The sequence below is a fragment of the Rhodospirillales bacterium genome (assembly GCA_023898805.1).
In the GTDB taxonomy this organism is placed as follows: Bacteria; Pseudomonadota; Alphaproteobacteria; order Micavibrionales; family UBA1664; genus UBA6145.
This window is the reverse complement of record CP060260.1, coordinates 290785-312390: the sequence shown is the minus strand read 5'-3', so window position 1 is coordinate 312390 and position 21606 is coordinate 290785. Positions and strand designations below refer to the sequence as shown.

At 59.8% G+C, this 21606-nt stretch carries 19 protein-coding genes; 8 read left to right on the top strand and 11 right to left on the bottom strand.

Going from position 1 to position 21606, the window contains the following annotated elements; all coding sequences use genetic code 11:
• Positions 1–121: 121 nt before the first annotated feature.
• The 4 genes from H6866_01590 to H6866_01575 all read left to right on the top strand — a co-directional run bounded on the left by H6866_01590 (position 122) and on the right by H6866_01575 (position 3638).
• Positions 122–640 (top strand): PAS domain-containing protein, encoded by a 519-nt coding sequence (locus tag H6866_01590; GenBank protein ID USO07943.1) that lies wholly within the window; start codon positions 122–124, stop codon positions 638–640.
• On the top strand, positions 615–2276 hold the full coding sequence (locus H6866_01585) for a CZB domain-containing protein (protein USO07942.1): 1662 nt from the start codon (positions 615–617) through the stop codon (positions 2274–2276). The genes H6866_01590 and H6866_01585 overlap by 26 nt, the downstream gene beginning before the upstream one ends.
• A gap of 161 nt (positions 2277–2437) precedes the next feature.
• Positions 2438–3241, top strand: a complete 804-nt coding sequence (locus H6866_01580; GenBank protein USO07941.1) for an acyloxyacyl hydrolase — start codon at positions 2438–2440, stop codon at positions 3239–3241.
• Positions 3242–3371: 130 nt separating this feature from the next.
• Positions 3372–3638, top strand: a complete 267-nt coding sequence (locus tag H6866_01575) for a hypothetical protein (GenBank protein USO07940.1) — start codon at positions 3372–3374, stop codon at positions 3636–3638.
• Positions 3639–3653: 15 nt separating this feature from the next.
• Here H6866_01575 and H6866_01570 read toward each other — a convergent pair whose 3' ends face one another.
• The 7 genes from H6866_01570 to dnaK form a co-directional block, all read right to left on the bottom strand.
• A complete protein-coding gene (locus H6866_01570; protein ID USO07939.1) occupies positions 3654–4331 on the bottom strand; it encodes an HAD family hydrolase in 678 nt (225 codons plus the stop codon).
• An 8-nt stretch (positions 4332–4339) separates the two neighbouring features.
• The gene (locus H6866_01565; protein ID USO07938.1) at positions 4340–5605 is read right to left on the bottom strand and encodes a sodium:calcium antiporter; all 1266 of its coding nucleotides are present in this window, start codon (positions 5603–5605) and stop codon (positions 4340–4342) included.
• 107 nt (positions 5606–5712) lie between these two features.
• On the bottom strand, positions 5713–7524 hold the full coding sequence (locus H6866_01560) for a hypothetical protein (GenBank protein USO07937.1): 1812 nt from the start codon (positions 7522–7524) through the stop codon (positions 5713–5715).
• Positions 7525–7627: 103 nt separating this feature from the next.
• Positions 7628–8068 carry a GNAT family N-acetyltransferase gene (locus tag H6866_01555; GenBank protein USO07936.1) on the bottom strand — a complete coding sequence of 147 codons (441 nt, stop codon included), beginning with the start codon at positions 8066–8068 and terminating at the stop codon, positions 7628–7630.
• Positions 8069–8072: 4 nt separating this feature from the next.
• A complete protein-coding gene (gene dnaJ / locus H6866_01550; protein ID USO07935.1) occupies positions 8073–9287 on the bottom strand; it encodes a molecular chaperone DnaJ in 1215 nt (404 codons plus the stop codon).
• Between the two features lie 46 nt (positions 9288–9333).
• Positions 9334–9711, bottom strand: coding sequence for a J domain-containing protein (locus H6866_01545; GenBank protein USO07934.1), 378 nt, complete (start codon positions 9709–9711; stop codon positions 9334–9336).
• Between the two features lie 161 nt (positions 9712–9872).
• On the bottom strand, positions 9873–11819 hold the full coding sequence (gene dnaK, locus H6866_01540; protein USO07933.1) for a molecular chaperone DnaK: 1947 nt from the start codon (positions 11817–11819) through the stop codon (positions 9873–9875).
• Positions 11820–12071: 252 nt separating this feature from the next.
• On the opposite strand from dnaK, the gene H6866_01535 reads away from it, so the two are divergent.
• Together H6866_01535 and H6866_01530 are read left to right on the top strand one after the other, a co-directional pair.
• A complete protein-coding gene (locus tag H6866_01535) occupies positions 12072–15245 on the top strand; it encodes a DEAD/DEAH box helicase family protein (GenBank protein ID USO07932.1) in 3174 nt (1057 codons plus the stop codon).
• Positions 15242–16189: a hypothetical protein gene (locus H6866_01530; GenBank protein ID USO07931.1), complete on the top strand. Its 948-nt coding sequence runs from the start codon at positions 15242–15244 to the stop codon at positions 16187–16189. Before H6866_01535 ends, H6866_01530 begins: the two co-directional genes overlap by 4 nt.
• Positions 16190–16212: 23 nt before the next feature.
• Here H6866_01530 and H6866_01525 read toward each other — a convergent pair whose 3' ends face one another.
• From H6866_01525 to hrcA, 3 genes are all read right to left on the bottom strand, one after another.
• Entirely contained in the window at positions 16213–16938 is a 726-nt protein-coding gene (locus tag H6866_01525) for a hypothetical protein (GenBank protein USO07930.1), read from the bottom strand.
• A gap of 70 nt (positions 16939–17008) precedes the next feature.
• Positions 17009–17581, bottom strand: a complete 573-nt coding sequence (gene grpE, locus H6866_01520; GenBank protein ID USO07929.1) for a nucleotide exchange factor GrpE — start codon at positions 17579–17581, stop codon at positions 17009–17011.
• Between the two features lie 52 nt (positions 17582–17633).
• Positions 17634–18662, bottom strand: coding sequence for a heat-inducible transcriptional repressor HrcA (gene hrcA / locus H6866_01515; GenBank protein USO07928.1), 1029 nt, complete (start codon positions 18660–18662; stop codon positions 17634–17636).
• A gap of 102 nt (positions 18663–18764) precedes the next feature.
• Between hrcA and rph the strand changes: the two genes are divergently transcribed.
• Together rph and rdgB are read left to right on the top strand one after the other, a co-directional pair.
• Entirely contained in the window at positions 18765–19484 is a 720-nt protein-coding gene (rph, locus tag H6866_01510) for a ribonuclease PH (GenBank protein USO07927.1), read from the top strand.
• Positions 19485–19510: 26 nt separating this feature from the next.
• Complete coding sequence (gene rdgB / locus H6866_01505) at positions 19511–20140, top strand: RdgB/HAM1 family non-canonical purine NTP pyrophosphatase (protein ID USO07926.1); 630 nt, start codon at positions 19511–19513, stop codon at positions 20138–20140.
• On the opposite strand, the gene H6866_01500 is transcribed toward rdgB, so the two are convergent.
• Positions 20120–21514 (bottom strand): hypothetical protein, encoded by a 1395-nt coding sequence (locus H6866_01500; protein ID USO07925.1) that lies wholly within the window; start codon positions 21512–21514, stop codon positions 20120–20122. The two genes, rdgB and H6866_01500, sit on opposite strands and share 21 nt — an antisense overlap.
• Positions 21515–21606 lie beyond the last annotated feature (92 nt).

Here is a 21606-nt window from a genome sequence, read left to right as displayed (position 1 = left end):
TCCCGCCTTCTTTCGCCCTTTCGCCGCCGTTTCGACTTTTATTTGTTTTTGGTTCCGTGCATTGACACACAGTGCAGCTAACCTCATAATTTCATTTGTCTTTTTTACATAGGTGCGAATCATGGGCGTGCTGCCGCTTACCGGCAAGGAATTGTTTTTGGGCGAGGACGACGTCATCGTCAGCAAGACGGATCTCAAGGGCCGGATTACCTATTGCAACGATGTGCTGATGCGCATCGCGGGTTATTCGGAATCCGAACTTATCGGGCAGCCGCACAGCATCTTGCGCCACAAGGCCATGCCGCGCTGCGTGTTCAAGCTGCTTTGGGATACGATTCAGGCCGGGCATGAAATTTTCGCCTACGTCGTCAACCGTTCCAAGCACGACGATTATTACTGGGTGTTCGCGCATGTTACGCCGGATTACAGCCCGAATGGAGAACTGGTCGGCTATACGTCCTTCCGCCGGTCGGTCGAGCGCAGGGCGATCGATGCGATTTCTCCGGTCTATGCCGCGCTTTTGGAGGAGGAAGCGCGTTTCGCCAACCGCAAGGAAGGCATGCAGTCATCCTTCAACATGGTTTTGAACCTTCTTGCCGATAAAGGGATGGCTTATGACGAGCTTGTTTTCAGTCTCTAAATCGGGCATTGCGTGCGTTGTCGGCGCCTGTCTTTCCGGGGGCGTCGGCATCGCGCTGTATCGCGAGGGGGATGCCACGCTTGCCGGGCTTGCCTGCGGTGCGTCCGTACTAGCGCTTCTTGGTCTTTCCGATCTTCTGCGGATGGCGGTCAACGTCCACAAGGCTTCAAAGACGCTAGCGCAGGCGGCCGAAGGCAATCTGAGCGTCCGTGTCCTTGGCATTCGCGGCAACAGCACGGACAGTGACATGTTGCGCAACATCAACCGTTTCATGGATCTGGCCGAAGCCTTTTCCAAGGAGGCGAATGCCGCGATGCGCGCCGCGCTGGAAGGACGGTTTTACAGGAAAATCGTCACACGCGGGTTGCGCGGCGAGTTTCGCCAGTATGTCACCAGCGTCAACGAGGCGCTGGCCGCCATGGAAAAAAGCAAGGGCGAGCTTTCGTCCTTCGAGAAAACCATGCTTGAGGACGCGGTGACGATCTCCATCACCGTTAACGAAGGGACCATCGCCAACACGGATTTCATTCGCGGTATCCGCGCCACGACGAAGGAGGCGGAAGGCATGGCACATTCCGCCCAGCATGTTGTCGAGGTAATCGAAAGCCTGAAGGAAAAAAGCGCGGAGGCCGTGGTTGCTTCCAACGACGTGCTACGGATAACGGAAGACGCGCGGGGCGCCGTGCGCACCGCGATGAATGAGTTTCAGGCAGTGGAGAAAAACGTGGATGACGCAGCCACCCGCGTTACGCAGCTTTCGCAGGCGTCCGAGGCCATCGGGCAGATATTATCATCGATCGAGGACATCGCGGGTCAGACCGACCTTCTGGCGCTGAACGCGACGATCGAGGCCGCGCGCGCCGGTGAAGCGGGCAAGGGTTTTGCCGTGGTGGCGAACGAGGTCAAGAATCTTTCAAGCCAGACAGCCAAGGCGACCGAGGATATCGGCGCGCGGATCGGCAGGCTGCAGCAGGAAATGAGCGCCATCGTCACGACGATGAACCGCAACACCGACGCCATCGGCAAAGGCCGTGCGGCGATGCAAGCCATGGCCGCACGGATGCAGGATGTTGGTGCGCTTGTCGAAAAAAATACTCAGTATATGAACGATATTTCCGAACAACTGGGCCATCAATCCAGCGCGACCATGCAGATTTCGGAAAGCATCCGACAGGTCGCCCTGCGCACGCAGCAAAACAGCGCATCGCTTGAAACCAGCACCAACGCGCTTGGGAATATCGAGAAGGAAATCTTCTCGCTACTGAATATGCTTGGGAATCGCGACATACCCCACAAGCACCTGTTTCTGGCCAAGGCCGAGCATATTATCTGGAAGAAGCGACTTCTCGATTTCATGGCCGGAAGAGCGCACATGAAGCCTGAGGAAATCAAGGACGACACGGCCTGTCATCTTGGTCAGTGGTGTGTGGGCTCCGAAGCCGATAGCTATAAAAACCATCCCGCCTTTCAAGCGTTGCATCAGCCACACCGGGACGTCCATCGGTATGGGGTCGAGGCACTTGAGTTTGCGACGCGCGGGAACCTCGATGAGGCCATGGAGAAATACCGGCTTCTCGAACTGGCGTCCGAGCAAGTGATGGCCTGCCTTGACCAGATGATCGAAAAAGTTGCCTGAGTCATATTTGCTTTCTGGATGGTAATGCTCTGCGGCTTTGACCAGGGTGCGCCATTTCGTAAGACGTGCGTCAATATCGCGCAGTTGAATTTGTTTACATATTACATATTCGCGCTTATATATGTTTCAAACAAAAAAGGGCATATAAAGCGGAGGGTGTGATGGTATCAGGGATTTTCGGGCGCATCGCCGGGGCGGTGTCGGGCGCATTTCTTGCGCTAGGGGCCGGGCTGGCGGGTGCGCAGGCAGCGGATAAAAATTCTTATGGCGGGCTGCCGAATGCGGCGGCGCTGGTGAACACAGGTTGCGGCGCGCAATCGGGCTGGTCGATGCCGTGGAATCTGGATCCGTGCCGCTTGCGACTTGGCGTTCGTTTCGCGCGCGCGGTCAAGGGCCAGACATCGGCTTTGTTCCTGCATCCGGGGCGCGCTTCGTTCCTTGATACCTATACGATCGGCGCGGATGCCAGCTATACGCTCAAACGTTTCGAGCAGGTACTCTTCAAGCCGGCCATCGATGTGATGCTGGGCGTCAACCAGCATTTCGGCAATGACGGCCATACGCGGGTTTTCCTGATCCCGATGCTGAACTTTACGCCGTATGCAGGCGATGCGGTGGCATTTACGCTTGGCGCGGGCGTCGGCCCTTCGCTCAAGACCGGCAGTTCGGCCTATGAGAGGCTGATCCATACGAGGCCCGGCCCAGACGGCAAAGCCCATACCGGTTCGCGTTTTCTGTTCGAGATTTATGCGAAAGCAGGAATGGAGTTTCCAAAGTTGTTGCCCGGCATCACGTTCAGTGTCGCGCTGGATCATACCTCATGCGGCGGCGGGCTGGGGCTTGGGTTGTGCAACAACGTGCGTGGCGCGGAAAACAACGTCACCTTTGGCGTGGACGGCACGCTTGATGCCTGGGCCAGGCGCGTTCGCGCCGGGGCGGGCGCGTTGGGGCTTGCGCGCCCCTGATTGTTCCACGGATGTTTACCCTGAATTTTTACAGGGTCGCATATGACATTCTGGTGGCATGGATTGATTTCAGGATGCGAAGCACCCATTTTTGCGCGTGTAGATTTATTCCTTCACCTGAGCGAGATTTATGCCGGAAGATTCAGAAGACGTTATGGCGCCGGGGCTGCGTAACGACCTTTTACGTTGCGAAGCCGAGGGACGTCTGGTTCGAGTCGCCATCAAGACGGTGGGCGATCGTGCATTGACGTGCCTGTTTTGCGATCTGGCGCGATTGTGCGGGGTTGCCAGCAGAGACCTGAGAGCAGACGAAGGGCTGATCGTCGGCGATATGACGCCCGAAGACGTGCGGTATCTTAGTGGTGATCCGCGCGTCGTGCGCATGACGCCGCGTTAGACCGAAAATCGATCGTTATAGGGTGAAACGGTGGGTGCGGATGATTTTTGCGACTTCGGCAAGCGAATGCGCCAGATAGTCCGCGCCGCTGGCCGCCAGACGGTCATGGTCGAACCAGCCGCCGGTTAGTGCGATGCTGGCAAGGCCAAGTTCCTTGGCCACCATCGGTTCCTCGATCGAGTCGCCGACGATGATCCCCCGAACGGGCGATTGGCAAAGTCCGTTGAAATAGGCCTGAAGCCGCCCGGATTTTGAAAAGCGGAACCCCGTTTCCATGCGTTTTTCACAGCAGGATTTCCAAGCAAAAGCACGGGAAAGACCGAGTTGGTCGAGCTGGTGTTCCAGCACATCGGGGCGTGTGTTCGAAAGCAGGATGTTGCGCCCGCCCAATTGTTCGACCACGGCCAGCGCATCATATATGCCGTCACGCGCCCGCAGGGCGTGCGGGTGATTCAGATACGCACCATGGTACAGGTTGTCGATCTCATGCAGGCGGGCCTTAAGGTCCGCCTCGTCGATGCCGGCGGCAAGAAAGCCCGCGCTGTATGGAACGGTGGTGCGACGGCGCGTGTCATCAATGCAATCAATCGGCGGCTTGTTGAATATCCGGGTCAGCACGGCGCTGAAGGCGATGCGATGCGCGTCGATGTCATCGACGACCACGCCATTGAAATCCCAGACGGTTATTTCCACGGCATTGCCTAAAGTTTCGGGTTTGCGGGCGCGGATATCGCGGACGGTTGTAGGGCAGGCGGGGCAGAACTTGCCCCTGGGTCCAGCATTACCGATGCCGCGACGAAGGCCGCATAAGCACCCAGCGCGATCATCCCCTGTTTGCGGGTCAATGCGCCCTTGTTCTTGAACAGGGTATAAGCCAGCGCACCGGCCGATGCCGTGAAGGCTGCGAAATTAAGCAGGCCCGTCGGCGTTGCCTGGGGGATGAAGTTTGCGGGCACGTTCACGCCTTCCTTGGCGATGAATCCGCCGACCATCAGGATATTGAAGATGTTGGAGCCGAGCACGTTGCCCAGGCCGATCTCACCCTTGCCCTTGAGGGCCGATTTGATATTGACCATCAGTTCGGGCAGCGAGGTGCCGATTGCGACGGCCAACGTGCCGACCAGCGCTTCGGTGATGCCGATGCCGGTGGCAAAGCGCGAGGCGCCCGCGACCAGCATGTCGGCCGAAACCATCAGACCGCCCAGACCGGCAAGGCCCCATACGGTATTCAGCCATGCGGGCGCGGCATCCGGATGGCCGGGTTCGGCAGAATCGGGTGCGGGGAGCGCATGTGGCTCGATCGTTTCCAGCGCTTGTTTTTTTGCGGCGGTGGTTTTGGCCGCTTTCAAATCCTGTTTGTTGAAGACGTAGCTGCCGACGACGTAGGCGAGGCTTAGCCCCAGCATCGAGGCACCAAGCACCGGCGGCATCGCGCCGTACATCAAGGGCAGGGCGAACAGGCCGGTGGCGCAGGCCATGGCGGCGGTGTTGAATTTCCACGCATTGCCCTTGGCTGCGGGCAATGCCTTGACCGCTGCGGTCGCGCCCAGAATCAGCAGAATGTTCGCGATGTTGGAGCCGACGATGTTGCCGATCCCCAGTGCGGGTACGCCATCGCGCACCGCGTTCCACGACACCAGAAGTTCGGGCAGGGAGGTAAGCGCGCCAAGCCCCAGACCGATCAGCAATTCGGACATGTTCAGCTTGCGGCCCAGTGCGGCCGCGCTGTCGACCAGCGCATCGCTGGTCTTGGCAAGCAGGTAGAACGACGCAGCCATCAAGGCGCCCGCGCCCGCGGTCGTGGCCAGCACGGGGGCGGTCAGCGACGTCGTGACCATCAAACCCGCCGCCGCTGCGATCGCGCCGGTTTGGCCCCTGTTTTCGCGGGCATAAGCGCGCACCGCGTCGAAAGCGCGGCGCAGCAGGTTTTTTGGGGTATCGACAGGCGTATTCGCGGGGGCCGACATGGCGTCCTTCCTTGTTTTTTATTGAAAATATCGCAAGGAAGATTCGCCGCGCAACAAAAACCGGACGCGCGCATGTCGATTTTCAGCAAAGGGCGCGTGGCAGCGCGTCAGGCCATGGCGGGCGCCGGATTTTTCGCGGGTTCGATTTTCAGCGCGAAGGCCGGGTGTCTGGCGGTGACCGGTCCATCGTAATTATGGACGAATAGCTCCATGTCCGTGAGATCTTCCCGTGTCAGGCCGAAATCCTGCGTTTGCGCCTTTTCCAGCACGCGGTCCAGAACGATGGCCAAGGCAGGTCCGTGTTCAGGGGGCAGCAGGTAGGCATGGGGCATGTAGGCCTGAAGCGTGCGGCCCGTGAGGAGGCGGATTTGTTGGCGCTGTTCCCGGTCGTCCTGAGATTCCTCAAAATCCAGAAAATTACAGGCGGATTCGCACGCACTGCGCACCACCGGCCAGGCAAGAGCGGCGTTTTGCGCCGATACGGATGCGACCAGACCGATGAAACGTTCGTCGGGCAGCGTGCCGCCTAATGCCTCGTCGTAAACGAAATTGAGGCGTGCGGCATCGTCGGGTAGCGCGGCCAGAATTGTTTCGACCATGTTGGCGGTAATTTTGTGAAATGGAATACCGAAACAATCTTCGAGCGCCTTTGAAAACCGGCCGGACGCATCGGGGGATGTCAGTCCATCCAGAAACTTCGTACGTTCGGTCGCTGGTATTTTTTCAAACAGGTGGCTGAACACGGCGTTGTGCAGTTGGGGGATATTGTAGTCGAAGAGCGTTTTTTGAATATCCTTTAGAATTTCCTGCGATTGTTCGGCGGGCAATGCCAGCACGGTATCCAAAGTGGGAAGGATCAGTTCGATTATGCGTTCAATGCGCGCGGGCGGTATTTTTTTGTCACGTTCGGCGCGTGCGTAGGAAATTGCGTATTCAATGATTTTTCTGAAGCGGTTTACTTCGTTTATGCGCTCAATCGCGTCTGATGCTTTTGATTTTTCTATAGCGATGGCTTGCGGCTGGGATACGGCAAAGGCGCGCTCTTTCAGCGCCGGGAAATCGGGTGAGGCATCCGTGGCGATGGTGTGGGCGAAATCGGCCGCGATGGTTGCGTTGTTCCGGTATTCTTCTATCTGCGTCGGGTGGTTAAGAACGCGGGCGTGGATTGTGTCGAACATCTCCAACACAACGGGAGCAAGGCGGTTGTCCTGCGTAAGGCTGAAAACCGAAGTGCGCATGCGTTTCATCTGCTCGCCTAGGGATTCCTTTTCTTCGATATGGGCTCTGTAGACCGGGAAGGCTGCGCGCGTGAAAAAGTCTTCGTCCAGTGCGGCGATATCTTCCTGAAGATCGCGCGATTTTTCCAGTGTCCACAGGGCGCGGGCCTTGATCTCCTGCGGGATGTCGGCGCGTTCGATCAGCGCCTTGATCACCGGGGCGACCTGATCGTGCAGGTCTTCGCGTCTGGCTAGAAGCGTCGAGATGCGCGTGAACAGATCGGCGTTTTCGGAGGTCAGCGCATCGGTTCCGTAATGCAGCGCACCGACCAGATGGAGCAACCCCGGTTCCTCGTGCGTCCAGTCGACATATTTGTTCATTAAATCATGGAAATAGGCCTGTGCCGTTCCGGATTCCGCCCATGATTCCAGTTTGGGGTAAATTTTAGCGACGCGCATGTCCTGGGCCATCCAGCCTGCAAAACGCAACAGATTTTCCGTGGCCTGTGCAGGGTCCAGCACCGCGTATTGTTCCAGAAGGTGGATCACCGCGTCGGCCGCCTGTGGGTCGTTGGCCGCTTGATTGAAAATGCTGGCCAGAGTGCGTACGAACTTATTGCGGGTGTCATATTGTTTTTGATTGGCCCCAAAGGCGAGCAGATTTGCGGCAGCGTCGCGCAGGGCGAGGGACAGGCTGGGCATGGATGGTTTCTCCCCGTTTTATGTCAGCTCATTGTTACCGGGCGTGCGGGTGAGTCAACCCATTTTCATATCGTTTTTCAAAAAACGGGCGTTGCGCGGGCGGTCAGGCCGGTTTTTCCATCCAGTGATGGGGGTAATCGGTTTCGTCCAGAAAGCCGTCGCCGACCACCGCGAAACCCAGACGTTGGTAAAATGGAATCGCGTAATCCTGCGCGCACAGGCGGATGAGCCGGCATTCGGGCATGGATTTTTCGACGTCGTCCAACATGGCGCGGACAATTCTATGGCCGATGCCCTTTTTGCGCCAGTTTGGGTGCACGACGATGCGTTCCAGTCTTGCAATACCGGGTTCCGGTATGCGCCAGCGCGCGGCGGCGCAGTATTCCGTGCCGTCCATCGCCAGAAAATGTCGTGCCGTTTCTTCGTGTTCGTCGATGTCCAGATTGACCGGGCTGTTTTGTTCTCCGCCGAATACAATGCCGCGCAGATGCGCGCAGCGCATTCGGTCCAGTTCAGTTTCGGCAAGGCGATAGGTAATGGTCACGGGGTCAATCGGTCAGATCGTTCCAGAATTCCTTGACCTTTTTGAAGAAGCCCTGGGATTCCGGCGAGTTGGCGGAAGGGTCGTTGCCCGCGAATTCGGCCAGCAATTCCTTTTGCTTTTTGGAAAGGTGCACCGGAGTTTCGACGAACAGCTCGATATACATGTCGCCGCGCGCGCTTGAACGCATCATCGACATGCCCTTGGCCTTGAGGCGGAATTGCTGGCCGGTCTGGGTGCCGGCAGGCAGCTTGACCTCGGCCCGGCCGCCTTCGATGGTCGGCACCTCGATCGCGCCGCCGAGGGCGGCGATGCTCATCGCGATCGGCACGCGGCAATGCAGGTCCGCGCCTTCGCGCGTGAACAGCTTGTGCGCCTTGATGTTGACCAGAACATACAGGTCACCTGCCGGGCCGCCATTGGCTCCGGCCTCGCCCTCGCCGGCAAGGCGGATGCGGCGGCCGTGTTCGATGCCCGAAGGAATGTTCACCTTGAGCGTCTTTTCCCGGCGCACGCGGCCCGCGCCGCCGCAGGCGGTGCATTTTTCCTTGATTACCTGACCCGCGCCGCCGCAAGTGGGGCAGCCGCGTTCGATGGTGAAGAAACCCTGTTGCGCGCGCACGCGGCCCTGACCCTTGCAGGTCGGGCAGGTTTCGGGTTTGGTGCCCGCCTTGGCGCCCGATCCGTGGCAGGTATCGCAAGCCGCGAAGGTGGGGACGCGGATGGTTTTCTCGGTGCCTTTGAACGCGTCTTCAAGGGTGATTTCGACGCCGTATTGCAAATCGGATCCGCGCGCCGCGCCGGATTGATAGCCGCCGCGCGCGCCACCGCCCTGCCGTCCGCCGCGCGCGCCGCCCATGATGTCGCCGAACATTTCTTCAAAAATGTCGGAAAATCCGCCCGCGCCGCCGCCGAAGTTGAATTCAAATCCGCCTTGGCCGAATGGGTTGCCGCCCTGTCCGAAGGGGTTGCCGCCGCGCGCGCCGCCCATGCCGCCCTCGAACGCCGCCGCGCCGTAGCGGTCGTAAGCCGCGCGTTTTTCCGAGTCTTTCAGAATGTCGTAGGCGTGGTTGATTTCCTTGAACTTCGCCTCGGCCTTTTTGTCGCCGGGGTTTTTGTCGGGATGGAATTGCATCGCCAGCTTGCGGAACGCCGATTTGATTTCGGCGTCGGTGGCGGTTTTGGCCACGCCCAGCACGTCGTAATAACCCGTATCGGCCATTTACCCCAAGATCCCCAAGTTTACCGGGGGCGCGGCGCGCCCCGCCTTATCGCGACCGACGGATCGGCCAGAAAACGGTTTCGATTGCTTTAAGCCACGCGCGGGCGCGCGTGACAAGCGGTAAATTGTCGTTGCCCGGCGCCACGGTCCTGCGCAAGGCAGCTTTGGGTTTATGTCCCGCGGCGGAAAGGGCGCTGTCATAGGCGCTGCGCGCGTCGGCCGTGCGCAGCTTGTTATAGGCGTCCATGATCGCCTGAAAGCGCAATGTCGCCTCGCCCCGGCGCCATGTGGGCACGCGGTCGGGGTGCCATGCCAGCGCCAGTTTGCGTAGGGCGGAATGCACCTCGCGCTGCGGCGCGTCGGGAGCGATGCCGAGAATGTCATAGGCGGTAACTCGTGTAAGCGTGTTGGTGTCGTTGAGCATGTGACTCTTCCCTCGCGAAACATAGGCCGGGGCCGATATATCGCCAATGCCCGGCACGGATAAACCATTCCCGTAATATCCATGCAAGGATTGGGCCAAATGGCCGCGAAAGGAGCGCCCGCCCAAAAAGGCGGGCGCCGGTAGGTTAGGGGCGGACCCCGTTAATGCTTGGTCGAGCCGTCGTCGCCCAGATCGGTGTAGTCGGCATCGACCACGTCGTCTGGCTTGGCCGTGCCTGAATCGCCCTGCGCCTGAGCGTCCCCGGCGGGGGCTGTGCCATCCGCGCCTGCCGCTTCCTCCTGCGCCTTGCGATAGGCCATTTCACCGAGTTTCATCGATGCCTGGCCCAGCGCCTCGGTCTTGGCGGTGATCGCCGCGACATCGCCGGACTGGATGGCGGATTTGAGATCGGCAATCGCGTCCTCGATACCCTTTTTGGTGGCATCGTCGACCTTGCCCTCGAAATCCTTCAGTGATTTCTCGGTGGCGTGGATCAGCCCTTCGGCGTTGTTCTTCGCCTCGACTTCGGCGCGACGTTTTTTATCCTCGTCGGCATGGCTGGCCGCTTCCTTGACCATTTTTTCGACTTCGGCCTCGGAAAGGCCGCCCGATGCCTGAATGCGGATCGACTGTTCCTTGCCCGTCGCCTTGTCCTTGGCGGAAACGTGCACGATGCCGTTGGCGTCGATGTCGAACGTCACCTCGATCTGCGGCATGCCGCGCGGCGAGGGCGGAATGCCCACGAGGTCGAACTGGCCCAGCGGCTTGTTGTCCGCGGCCATTTCGCGTTCGCCCTGAAAGACGCGGATGGTGACCGCGTTCTGGTTGTCCTCGGCGGTCGAGAAGGTCTGCGACTTCTTGGTCGGGATGGTGGTGTTGCGTTCGATCAGGCGGGTGAAGACGCCGCCGAGCGTTTCAATGCCGAGGCTGAGCGGGGTGACGTCGAGCAGCAGCACGTCCTTGACGTCGCCGCGCAGCACACCGCCTTGAATCGCGGCGCCGTCGGCGACGACTTCATCCGGGTTCACGCCTTTGTGCGGTTCACGCCCGAAAAATTCCTTCACCGTTTCGATGATCTTGGGCATACGGGTCATGCCGCCGACCAGCACGACCTCGGAAATGTCCGAGGCCTTGACGCCTGCGTCGCGCAGGGCGGCCTTGCAGGGTTCGACGGTTTTGCGCACCAGATCCTCGACCAGGCTTTCGAGCTTGGCGCGGGTGAGCTTGATGTTCAGGTGTTTCGGACCCGACGCATCGGCGGTGATGAAGGGCAGGTTGACTTCGGTCTGGACGCCGCTGGACAGTTCGATCTTCGCCTTTTCCGCCGCTTCCTTTAGGCGTTGCAGCGCCATCTTGTCGTTGCGCAGGTCGATGCCCTGTTCGCGTTTGAATTCGTCGGCCAGAAAATCGATGATGCGGTGGTCGAAATCCTCGCCGCCAAGGAAGGTATCGCCGTTGGTGGCCTTGACCTCGAACACGCCGTCGCCGATTTCAAGAATGGAAATGTCGAAGGTCCCGCCGCCAAGGTCATAGACCGCGATGGTGCCGTGGTTTTTCTTGTCGAGGCCGTAGGCAAGGGCCGCCGCCGTGGGTTCGTTGATGATGCGCAGGACATCAAGGCCCGCGATCTTCCCAGCGTCCTTGGTCGCCTGACGCTGCGAGTCGTTGAAGTAGGCGGGTACGGTGATGACCGCCTTTTCGATTTTTTCGCCAAGATGACTTTCGGCGGTTTCCTTCATTTTCTTCAGGACCATCGCGCTGATCTGCGCGGGGGCCATTTTTTCGCCGTCGATTTCGACCCATGCATCGCCGTTGTCGCCCTTGATGATCTTGAAGGGCGCAAGTTTCGCCATTTTCTGGACCTCGGCGTCGTCGAAGCGGCGGCCGATCAGGCGCTTGATGCCGTACAGGGTCTTGTCCGGATTGGTGACGGCCTGGCGCTTGGCGGGCTGACCGACCAGACGCTCGCCGTCCTTGGAAAAGGCCACGATCGACGGGGTCGTGCGCGCGCCTTCGGAATTTTCGATGACTTTGGGCTTGTCGCCCTCCATGACCGCAACGCACGAATTGGTGGTGCCGAGGTCGATGCCGATGATTTTACCGCTCATAATTTCTTTCTCCTTTTCGCAAAATCCGGGGGACCCAAAAGCGGCATCCCCAAGCCGGTTTCCGTATGGCCTATAAGCGACCCGTTTTAAATGACTGGCCGCGCCCCATGATTTAGGCAACGCACGCCGTCTGGTCAACCTTTTAGGCCCGTCGGTATATAGGAATTAAAGCCTATATTTTATTGCCTGTCAATTTGAATTTCATATCAAAAATCTTGTCTTGGCGGCCGGATCCGTGCTTTTTCATATTTCATGAATGCACCGGTTCCTACAGCCCTGATGGCCTTGCGGCTGCGTTCCGCGCTGGAGCGGCGCGGGCGCGGGGATGACCTGTATGACACGCAGAAACTGGCGATAGAGCGCGTGGCCGGGGACGTGCTGAATGGCGAGAGGCAGATCTATGTCGAAAAGCCCGCCGGCAGCGGCAAGGGGCGGCTGGGGCTAGAGATCATCAATCCGATCATTGCGCTGGGCGATGTGCGCGCGATTTATGCGGTACCGACCAACAAGCTTTTGAACCAGACGCTGGATGAAATCCGCACCTATTTCCCGCAATGGATCGCGCAGGGGAAGGTGGGTATCTACAACAAGGATTCCAAGACGGCCAATGCCGCGGTGACACTGACCACGCATACCTCGCTGGCGCTGGGAACGGGGCGCGGCGTGTTTAGCCCGGCCAGGCACGGCGTGCTGGTGCTGGACGAGGGGCACGGCATGATTTCGGCGCGGCGGCAGGAACTGACCGCGCAATACGGGGAATCCCTGATCATTTGTCTGACCGCGAGCGCGGAATTCAGCGCCGAAAAATCGCTGGCGGCTGCGGGGTATCACGAAAGCTACCGGCTGGGCGAGGACGAGGCGGTCAAACGCAGGATCAACGCGCCCTACCGCAATCTGCTTTTGATGACGGCGGGGATCGAGATGGACGACGTGCGCATCCTGCCGACGGGGGATTTCGACCCGGCGCAGCTTGCCAAGGCGACGGATCAGGTCGCGCGGTATCGCCAGATCGCCGATACGATGCTGCATTGGAAAGACCCGGAAGGCGGGCCGGATCTGTTCACGCGCACGAGCATTGGGTTTTGCGCGACCATCGACCAGTCGGAAAGCGCGGCCGCGCATTTAAACAAGTTCATGCGCGCGGTGATGCCCGAAGGCACGGTGTTCGCGCGCGCCATGCACAGCGGGTTGAGCCCGCGCGAATGCAACGATCTGGACGAAGCGTTCCGCGCGCGCGAAATCCGGATGATGATTACGCCGCGCCTTTGGGCGGAAGGGTACAACAACCGCGCGGTCAGCCTGGTCTTCAATATCGTGCCGACGCTTTCGCAGGTGCGTGCGAAGCAGCGCGGCGGGCGCGCCATGCGCATCGACCCCGCGAATCCAACGCTTGACGCCATCGTCATCGATGTCATGGATCGCGGCATGAAACAGCGTGGCTTGCTGTATGCCGAGGCGGTGGGCGGCGCGCGGTTTTACAAGGAGGCCGATATTCCGCCGCAGGTCTTGGATCAAACGCGTTTCGATCGCGCGCTGAAAGGGTATTGGCGGCGCGAGGAGAAGGCGGCGAGGCTGATCGCGCCGCAGGCGCTGATCGACGATTACGTTCGTGCGATGGAAGAAAAAAGCGCGGCGCTTTCCGCGCCGTCGATGGATCTGAATCCGGTGCAGGCACCGGGCGCGCGCACAGTGGTGGTCGCGGATAAAATCCTGCCCTCGCTGCGTTTGTGGATGAACGAGGGCGGGTATCGCAGCGTGCGGGAAATTTACCATCAGTGGAAGGCATTGCACCCTGAGGCGCAGATCGATTACCACGTCATGCTGGCGCTGGCGACCGGCGGACGCGGAAGGCAGACATTCGGGCAAAAAGATCCGATAGCAGATAGCCCCGGCGAACTGGACGTATTCTGCCGCCTGCTGGCTGCCGATACGGCGCAGTTGTTCCGCGATCATCCGAAGCTTGAAAAAATACTGTCGCGGCACTGGGACAGGATGGAGGCGCAAGACGGCAAGGCGTTCAATTCGCGTTTCTCGCTCGACGATCTGTTGCCGAACGTACGCGCCGCGTTGATCGCGCGCGGCTATACCAGCCTGAAATGGGTGGGGCAGTTGATGCGCATGGAAAACCCCGAATGGGACGTGCCGCAGGACGATCTTTCGCGCGTGTGCATCGGGGTGGCGCCCGCGTTTTACCGTAAGGATCATTACCGGGGGCCGCTTGGCCCGGCGGCGGATTTTCTGGCCGCGTTTCTGGAGGAAGATCCGCAAGAGCTGTTTTCCGAGGCGCAGTATTTCAAACACAAAAAAGCGTTGGGAAAGAACAAGGCGACGGTCGCACGACTGGCCGGCAGTTTTGCTGATTACAAGCAGAATTACGGTCATGGTGCGACGATCAGCCGGGGGAATAACGTTTATGGCTATGGTCCGACCAGCAATGTCGCATCACAGAAACCGGACTGGCGCAGCGGTGTTTTTATAGATTTTAACAATATCGCCGCTGATAAACGCTGGCTTGCGGTGGATGCGCCCGTGCATCCGCCGCGTTGGGCGCAGGCGGTGCAGGCATTCAAAAAAACGGCAAGTCCGGACGCGCCAGTCGAATTGTGGATGCCCGAGCGGATGGCGAATATCCGTCCCGGCATCACGTATTGCGAATTCGGTTCCGGTAAGGCGCTTTATGACGCGCTGGGGTTCAATATCCTTGAAACGCAGCAAGCGAAACGCATGCCTTATTACCGGCTTGAACTACCGAAGGATTTTACGCTGGAGCGTTGCGCCGGGGCGGGTTATTCGCAGATCGTCCGTACCTTGGCCGACGGCGCGCGCGAGACGTGGTTTTACGTGCGCGGCCATGCGGGCGAATATGTCACCGCGCGGGGGTGCCGCCCGGTCGAGGCGTGGTTCGACCGTAAAGTCGTGAAGGGGCGCGAATCCCGTAATCTTGAGATTACGGATCGCGGTGCGCGCGTTGCGCAGGTCAAATTCGACGCGGATTACCTAAAGCGGGTCGGAAGCAATTTTCAGGGATATCGCGCGGTCCGTATTCTTGCGCCGTGGCTGGCGCAAGTGGTGATGGCGGCCATCGTACCGGGGTATAACGATTACCCGATTTTGGAAAGCTGGCAGCGGCGGGGGCAATGGGCGGAAGGGCTGGACATACTGCGCACGGATTTAGAGCCGTTCGTGCACGCATTTTTCGATGCGGCGGAAGCCGACACGTCAAAGCAGCGTTATCTGCCGACTTATTATAATCCAACGACAGGTGTGCAGGTGCCCATGCAATGGGTTGATTATGCGCTGGCTGGGCGCGGGGCGCTGCAGGCTGCGTTTTATGACGCCTATCGCCGCCTGCCTTCGGATGCGCGCGCATATTTTACGCAAGACGGGTATTACCGTCCGCCCGTCTACCGCCCGATGCCGTCATGACCCGAACATCCTTCAACGCCGATTTCAACAGAATCGCACAGCGAAGCGGGCGGTTCGAGTTGTGGCTGCCCGATTATCTTTCGGTCGTGCGCGGCAAGGTGACGTATTCCGATCATTGGGATAGCGCCGGTCATGAGAGTCTTAAACTCTATCAGGCGTTGGGGTTTACGTTGCTGAAAACGCACACTGAAACACTGACCAATGTCTATCACCTGATGCGCCTGCCGGATGATTATACGGTCGAAACCGTGCCGCTTGGCGGCGGCAGTACCGGCGTGAGCATCATCAGAATTTTGCCGGACGGGCGGCGCGCGCCGCAGTTCTGGTTGAAGCATTACAAGACTTGTCTTGGTCGTGGTGAAGGGTGTCGCCGTCTGGCCGTATGGAACGAGAGTCTCAACGATTACGTCGGCGCGCACAAAAAGCCATTGAATCAATCGGTCACGATTACCGATGGGGAAGAGGTGATCGCATCGCTATCGCTTGCGCGATACAAGGGCATGGAGATGAATGAACACCTGACGGCAGGGTTCGTGCGTGGCCTTTCGCGTGTGTTCTGTACTGCGGTCTTTCCTGGCATGCTGGACGGACATTTTTTGGACAGCTGGAACACGCCGTATGACTGGGATGCGGCCAAGGTGGTCGTGGCCCGCCATTTTACGACGTTGGCTGATAGATACATGGACGCGGCAGAGGCCGATTTCGTTTCCGCGCAGCATGACAAGATGTTTACGCGTCAGCCGCATAACGAGGTGGTCTGGCGGCGCTGGCTGGATCCGGCGTTGGACGCGGTACCGGAGGCGAGGGTGTTGTTCGATCGGCATTACAATCCGCCGCCGCAAGCGGTGTGGGATTCGCGGTGGGTACAGGACAGGGCTTTTGGAAATCCTGGATTCCTTCTGGATGCGTATTACGTGCCTTCGTACAAGCCGGGAAGGGGTTGAGGGCGGGACGCGCGCTTTGGCGGCTACATGCCGAAATCCTTGGAGGCAACCAGCGCGGCGCGGGCGCCGCAATGTTCGCGGCATTCTGATTTGGACAGGTCGGTGTCGGTGTATTGCAGGCCGATATCCATATCCCACGGCGCGTAGTTGTACCAAAGGCCAAGACCCCAATCCATTGCGCCGCTTTGAATGTAGCTGTTGTCCCGGTTGACGAACTGGAATCCCATATGCGCCTTGGCCTTGAGGTCATAGACGACGGGCACGACCAGATCGGCGCCGTAATAGAAGGATGCGCCGGACCCGTTGATGTAATCGGGCGAAAACGCCCATGTGCCCGATGCATAGAACGGTCCGAAATCGTAACCGCCGGTCAGCGCCAGTTCGACGTAATCTTCCTTGCCGTTGTTGCCGCCGGGATAGGCGTACCACGAAAGTTTTCCGTTATAATCGATGCCTTCGTAATTTCCCTGAAGACCGCCGAACAGGACGGTTTCGACATTTGCATCGGGGTCGGTATTGAGGTCGACGGTCGATGCCGCCGCCCCGGCGAACAGGCCGGTGGGCGCGTGGTTAAGCTGGATGCGGCCTTGCAGCGCGGGCCCGTCGGAGCGCGAAATGCCGCGGTTGACGTAGTCGGTGGTGGCCCATACCGCGCCGGTCAGGGGTTGTGAAACTTGTTGCGCGTGTGCAGGCAGCGCGGCGGAAAAGACGGCGAAAAAGGCGAGCGCGGAAAGGCGGGGGCGTTTCATGGAGAGAACCCGTATACGGATTGGATGGCATAACCGGTCCAAGCGTAACAGATTCGCCCGGCGGGGGTGTCTACACCGACTGGTCGAGGCTATGGGCGGCGGGGATGTTGGGATCGCCCTTGGCGACGCCGACGCGCGCGGGGCGCAGCAGGCGTTCGTGCAGCATGTAACCACATTCGACAAGCTGGATGATCTCGCCCTGTTTTTTGCCGGGGACTTCCGCCTCGAACATCACTTCGTGAATATTGGGGTCGAACGTGCCGGCGGCGGGGGCGATTTTGCGGATGCCGTTTTTTTCAAAGGCGGACAGCATCGCGCGCTCCGTCGCCTCAACCCCCTGAAGCAGGTTTTCGATCGCGTCTGTGCGTTGGGCGGCGGGAACGCTGTCGATCGCGCGGCGCAGGTTGTCGGCGACGTCGAGCAGGTCGCGCGCGAAACCCGCCACGGCGAATTTGCTTGCGTCGATCTGGGCGCGTTCGGCCCGTTTGCGGACATTTTCGGCATCGGCCAGCGCGCGCAGCATCTTGTCCTTCGCGTCGGCCAGTTCGGCGCGCAAGGCGTCGGTGCCGGCATCCATGGGCGCGGCGGATTCGGCTTCGGGCTGGGGCGTCGTGTCTTCGTTGTGCTTCGCGGCTTCGGTCATGGCACATTATTTAGAGGGTTGCGGGCGCAGGATCAAGAACCGCGTCAGGATTTCAGCCCAGAAGCCGGGCGATCATTTGGCTGGTGGCGTCGACGATGGGCACGATACGGCCATAATTGATATAGGTCGGGCCGATCACGCCCACCGCGCCCACGACCTTTTGGTCCGCGTCGCGGGCGGGGGCCACCACCATCGCGATGTTGGCGTTTTTGAACAGCCGGTTTTCCGAACCGATATAGATGCGCACGCCTTGTCCGCCCTCGGCGGCTTCAATCACTCTGGCCATGGTTTCCTGCTGGTCGAGCAGGTCGATGAGTTTCTGGATGGTGTCGAGTTCGCCGATCGCATGCACGTCGTTGAGCAATTCCGCCGTGCCGCGCACGAACATGCGCCCGGTCTGGCGGTCGATCACGGCAAGCCCCTGTTCGACGACATGGGCGCTGAGCGCGTCGAGTTCGGTACGACGCGCGGCGATGTCGTCAAGGATGGCGCGGCGCGCGGCGGCCAGTGTATGTCCGCTCAAGCGGGCATTGAGGAAGTTGGTCGCGGCAATCAGCGCGGACGGGCTGACGCCGTCGGGCAGGCCGATGATGCGGTTTTCGACATTGCCGTCGGCGAAGACGATGACCGCCAGCGCGCGGCGGGCATCCAGCCCGACAAACTGGATCTGGCGCACCGCGCTTTCGCGGCCGGGTGTGGCGACGATGGACACCGCCTCGGTCAGGCCCGCGACAAGGCGGCCCGCATCGGCCATCAGCGCATCCGGTCCGGCGTTGCGGCGGGCAGCCAGCGTGTCGATATGGCGGCGGGCGTCGTCGTCGAGATTGCGCACCTCAAGCAGCGCATCGACATACAAGCGCAGGCCGGTTTCGGTGGGCAGGCGTCCGGCCGAGGTGTGCGGGGCATAGAGCAGACCCATCCCCTCAAGCTCCGCCATCACGCCACGGATCGAGGCGGGGGAAAGCGAGGTGTTCAAAAGTTGTGAAATCGTGCGCGAGCCCACGGGTTCGCGCGTGGTGAGATAGGAATCCACGACAAGCTGGAATATCGCGCGGGCGCGGGCGTCCATTTCGGCAAGCATGACAGGGAATTTAGGGCATGGGGCCCCGGCTTGCAAACCCCTTGCAGCCGGGCGGGAAGGCTGTAAGGTGCCGGGATCGCCAATCAAGACAAAGGAAAAACCATGCTCCGCCCATCAGGACGCGCCCCTGATTCCCTGCGCAATATCGAACTGGTGACCGGCGTATCGAAATACGCCGAAGGGTCGTGTCTGGCCAAATTCGGCGATACGCATGTCTTGTGTCTGGCGACGGTCGAGGACAAGACTCCCGGCTGGCTGAAAGGCACGGGCAAGGGGTGGGTGACGGCGGAATACGGCATGTTGCCCCGCGCGACCAATACGCGCACCGACCGCGAGGCGGCCAAGGGCAAGCAATCGGGACGGACGCAGGAAATCCAGCGGCTGATCGGGCGGGCGTTGCGCGCGGTGGTCAAGCTGGAGGCGCTGGGCGAACGGCAGATCAGGATCGATTGCGACGTCATTCAGGCCGACGGGGGGACGCGCACCGCCGCGATCACCGGCGCCTATGTCGCGCTGGTTCAGGCGATCGCGCACATGAAAAAAATGAACGTCATCGCGATCGAGCCGATCGTCGATTCCGTCGCCGCGATTTCATGCGGGATTTATCAAGGCGTGCCGGTGCTGGACCTCGATTACGCCGAGGATTCAAGCGCCGAGACGGACGCCAATTTCGTCATCACCGGTTCGGGCCGGATGGTGGAGGTGCAGGGCACCGCCGAAAAAACGCCGTTCACGGAAGACGAACTGATGGCGCTTCTGGCCCTTGCCAAAAAGGGGTGCGGTGAACTCGCCGCAGCGCAAAAGGAAGCGTTAGGGCAATGAGTGGCGCTTTGTGATATACTTTGGTTATGCCTGAATTGCGGAATAAGTTAAAAAAAGGCGCCGCGCCGCGCAAATTTGCGGGCGGGCCATTGGTGGTGGCCACGCATAACGCGGGCAAGATGGCCGAATTCGAGACATTGTTGCGCGGGCGGGTGGAAAAGCTGCTTTCGGCGGTCGATGTCGATTTGCCCGAGCCGGTCGAGGACGGGGCGAGTTTTCTTGAAAACGCGACGATCAAGGCGGTGGCAGGGGCGAGGGCATCTGGCCTGCCGTGCATGGCCGACGATTCCGGCCTGTGTGTCACGGCGCTGGGCGGGAATCCCGGCATTTATTCGGCGCGCTGGATGGGGCCGGAAAAAGACCCGATGAAGGCGATGCGGCTGGTGCATGAACGCATGGGCGATGCAACCGACCGGGGCGCGCATTTCATGGCCGTGCTGGTGCTGGCATGGCCGGACGGCCATGTCGAGTGGGCGGAAGGCCGGGTGGACGGGGAAATCGTCTGGCCGCCGCGCGGGAGCGGAGGGCACGGTTACGATCCGGTTTTCATGCCAACGGGCGAAACACGCACATTCGCGCAAATGTCGATGGACGAAAAAAACGCTTATTCCCACCGCGCCCGCGCGTTGGCCGCGTTAATGGAAACGGTTTTCTAGGCGGGCGCGCCGCGCATCGCCATCATGCCGTTTCCACGGCTTGGCTTTTTTACGTTTTTTCCACGCGGATCTTGTCGCTTTTTTTCGGTTTTTCGGCGCGGGCGATTTTTTCCAGCTCGATCCGTCGTTGCTGATGCTCGCGGCGGATATGAATATGTGGCTAAGCGCGGCGGCATCCACCGGCGCATCGGCGGGCGCAGGGGACAGATCATCGGCGGGTTCCGCCTCCCGCGTCAGGGCATCCGGCGCTTGGCGCAGGAAGCTGTCCGCGTAAAGGTCTTCAACCCGTCGCCGGACGCGATGTTCGTACCGTCTTTCGTCGGCGCTGGGGCGGCGGAATTTGATCTCTTTTTTTCTTTCGCGCGAAACACCGGCATCGTGCACGGAGAGTTTTCCGGACATGGCGATCAGGTTGAACAGGGCGTCGGACGCTGCCGCGCGTTTTTTGCCGTCGATGTTCATCGGTTCGGTCATGCGGGCGCGTTCGTGGAATTTACGGCTCAGCCCGCCGCGCACGTTCAGCAACAGCGCCGTGCCGTCGCCGCCCTTGTTGCGCCAGTAAAGATCGAAATCGCCCTGAAGCGAAAAATCGGCGGCACCCTTGCCTTTGAAGGCCGCGGCGACGCGAAAATCCATACGGAAGCTGTGGTCGAACGGATCGACGTCGAAAACGACCGATTCAAGAACATGCCCATGGCGGCCGTAGAAATTGGTTTCAAATTTGCCAAAAGTATTGCGTACGTAATTACGCTGGTCTTCCGAGAGGGCGTGGACCGGACGTTTCGCCATGCTGCGGCGAAGGCCGCGGCCAATCGGCTCCATCGGTTCGTCGCTAAACAGCGGGATGTAATTTGCGCCGCGCGGATGATAGATAAACCCGTTGAGGATGAGCTTGTCGAATATATCGGTGCCGGCTTCCGGCGCGGTATGGATGCGCAGATCCTCAATCGGAAGCATATTTCTAACACCGGGGCGCATGATGCGGCCCGAGAGTGAAACTGCGCGCACGGGAACATCCGGGTCTTTTTCCAGCCCCATGGCGGCCAGCTGTTCGCGCGTGCGGGGTTTCAGGAGTGCCACCGACGCTTCCAGTATCGCGGCGGTATTGATGATGTTTCGTGCGTCCGGATTTTCAACGATCCGTTCAAAGTGGATTTTGACCGTTCGCGATTCCAGATTCAGGTCGGCGCGCACCTGATAGCCGTTCTCATCCCCCAATGCCCGGCCAAGAAAGGCGTATTTCTTTCTGAGGTTACGCACCAGTTGTTTGACGCGGCGGCGCATATACAACAGGTCCTGTTTGGTCAGGCCGTCCTCGCTGCCGATGACATAATGGCGTGTTTCATCCCTTGGAACCACTACCATCGCTGTCATGATTTTCCCTGTTCCATGCTGTTTTATTTGTTTCTTTTTTTGCATATAACCAATCTGGAACGGATAATTCAAATTATAAAAGTGTAAAAATC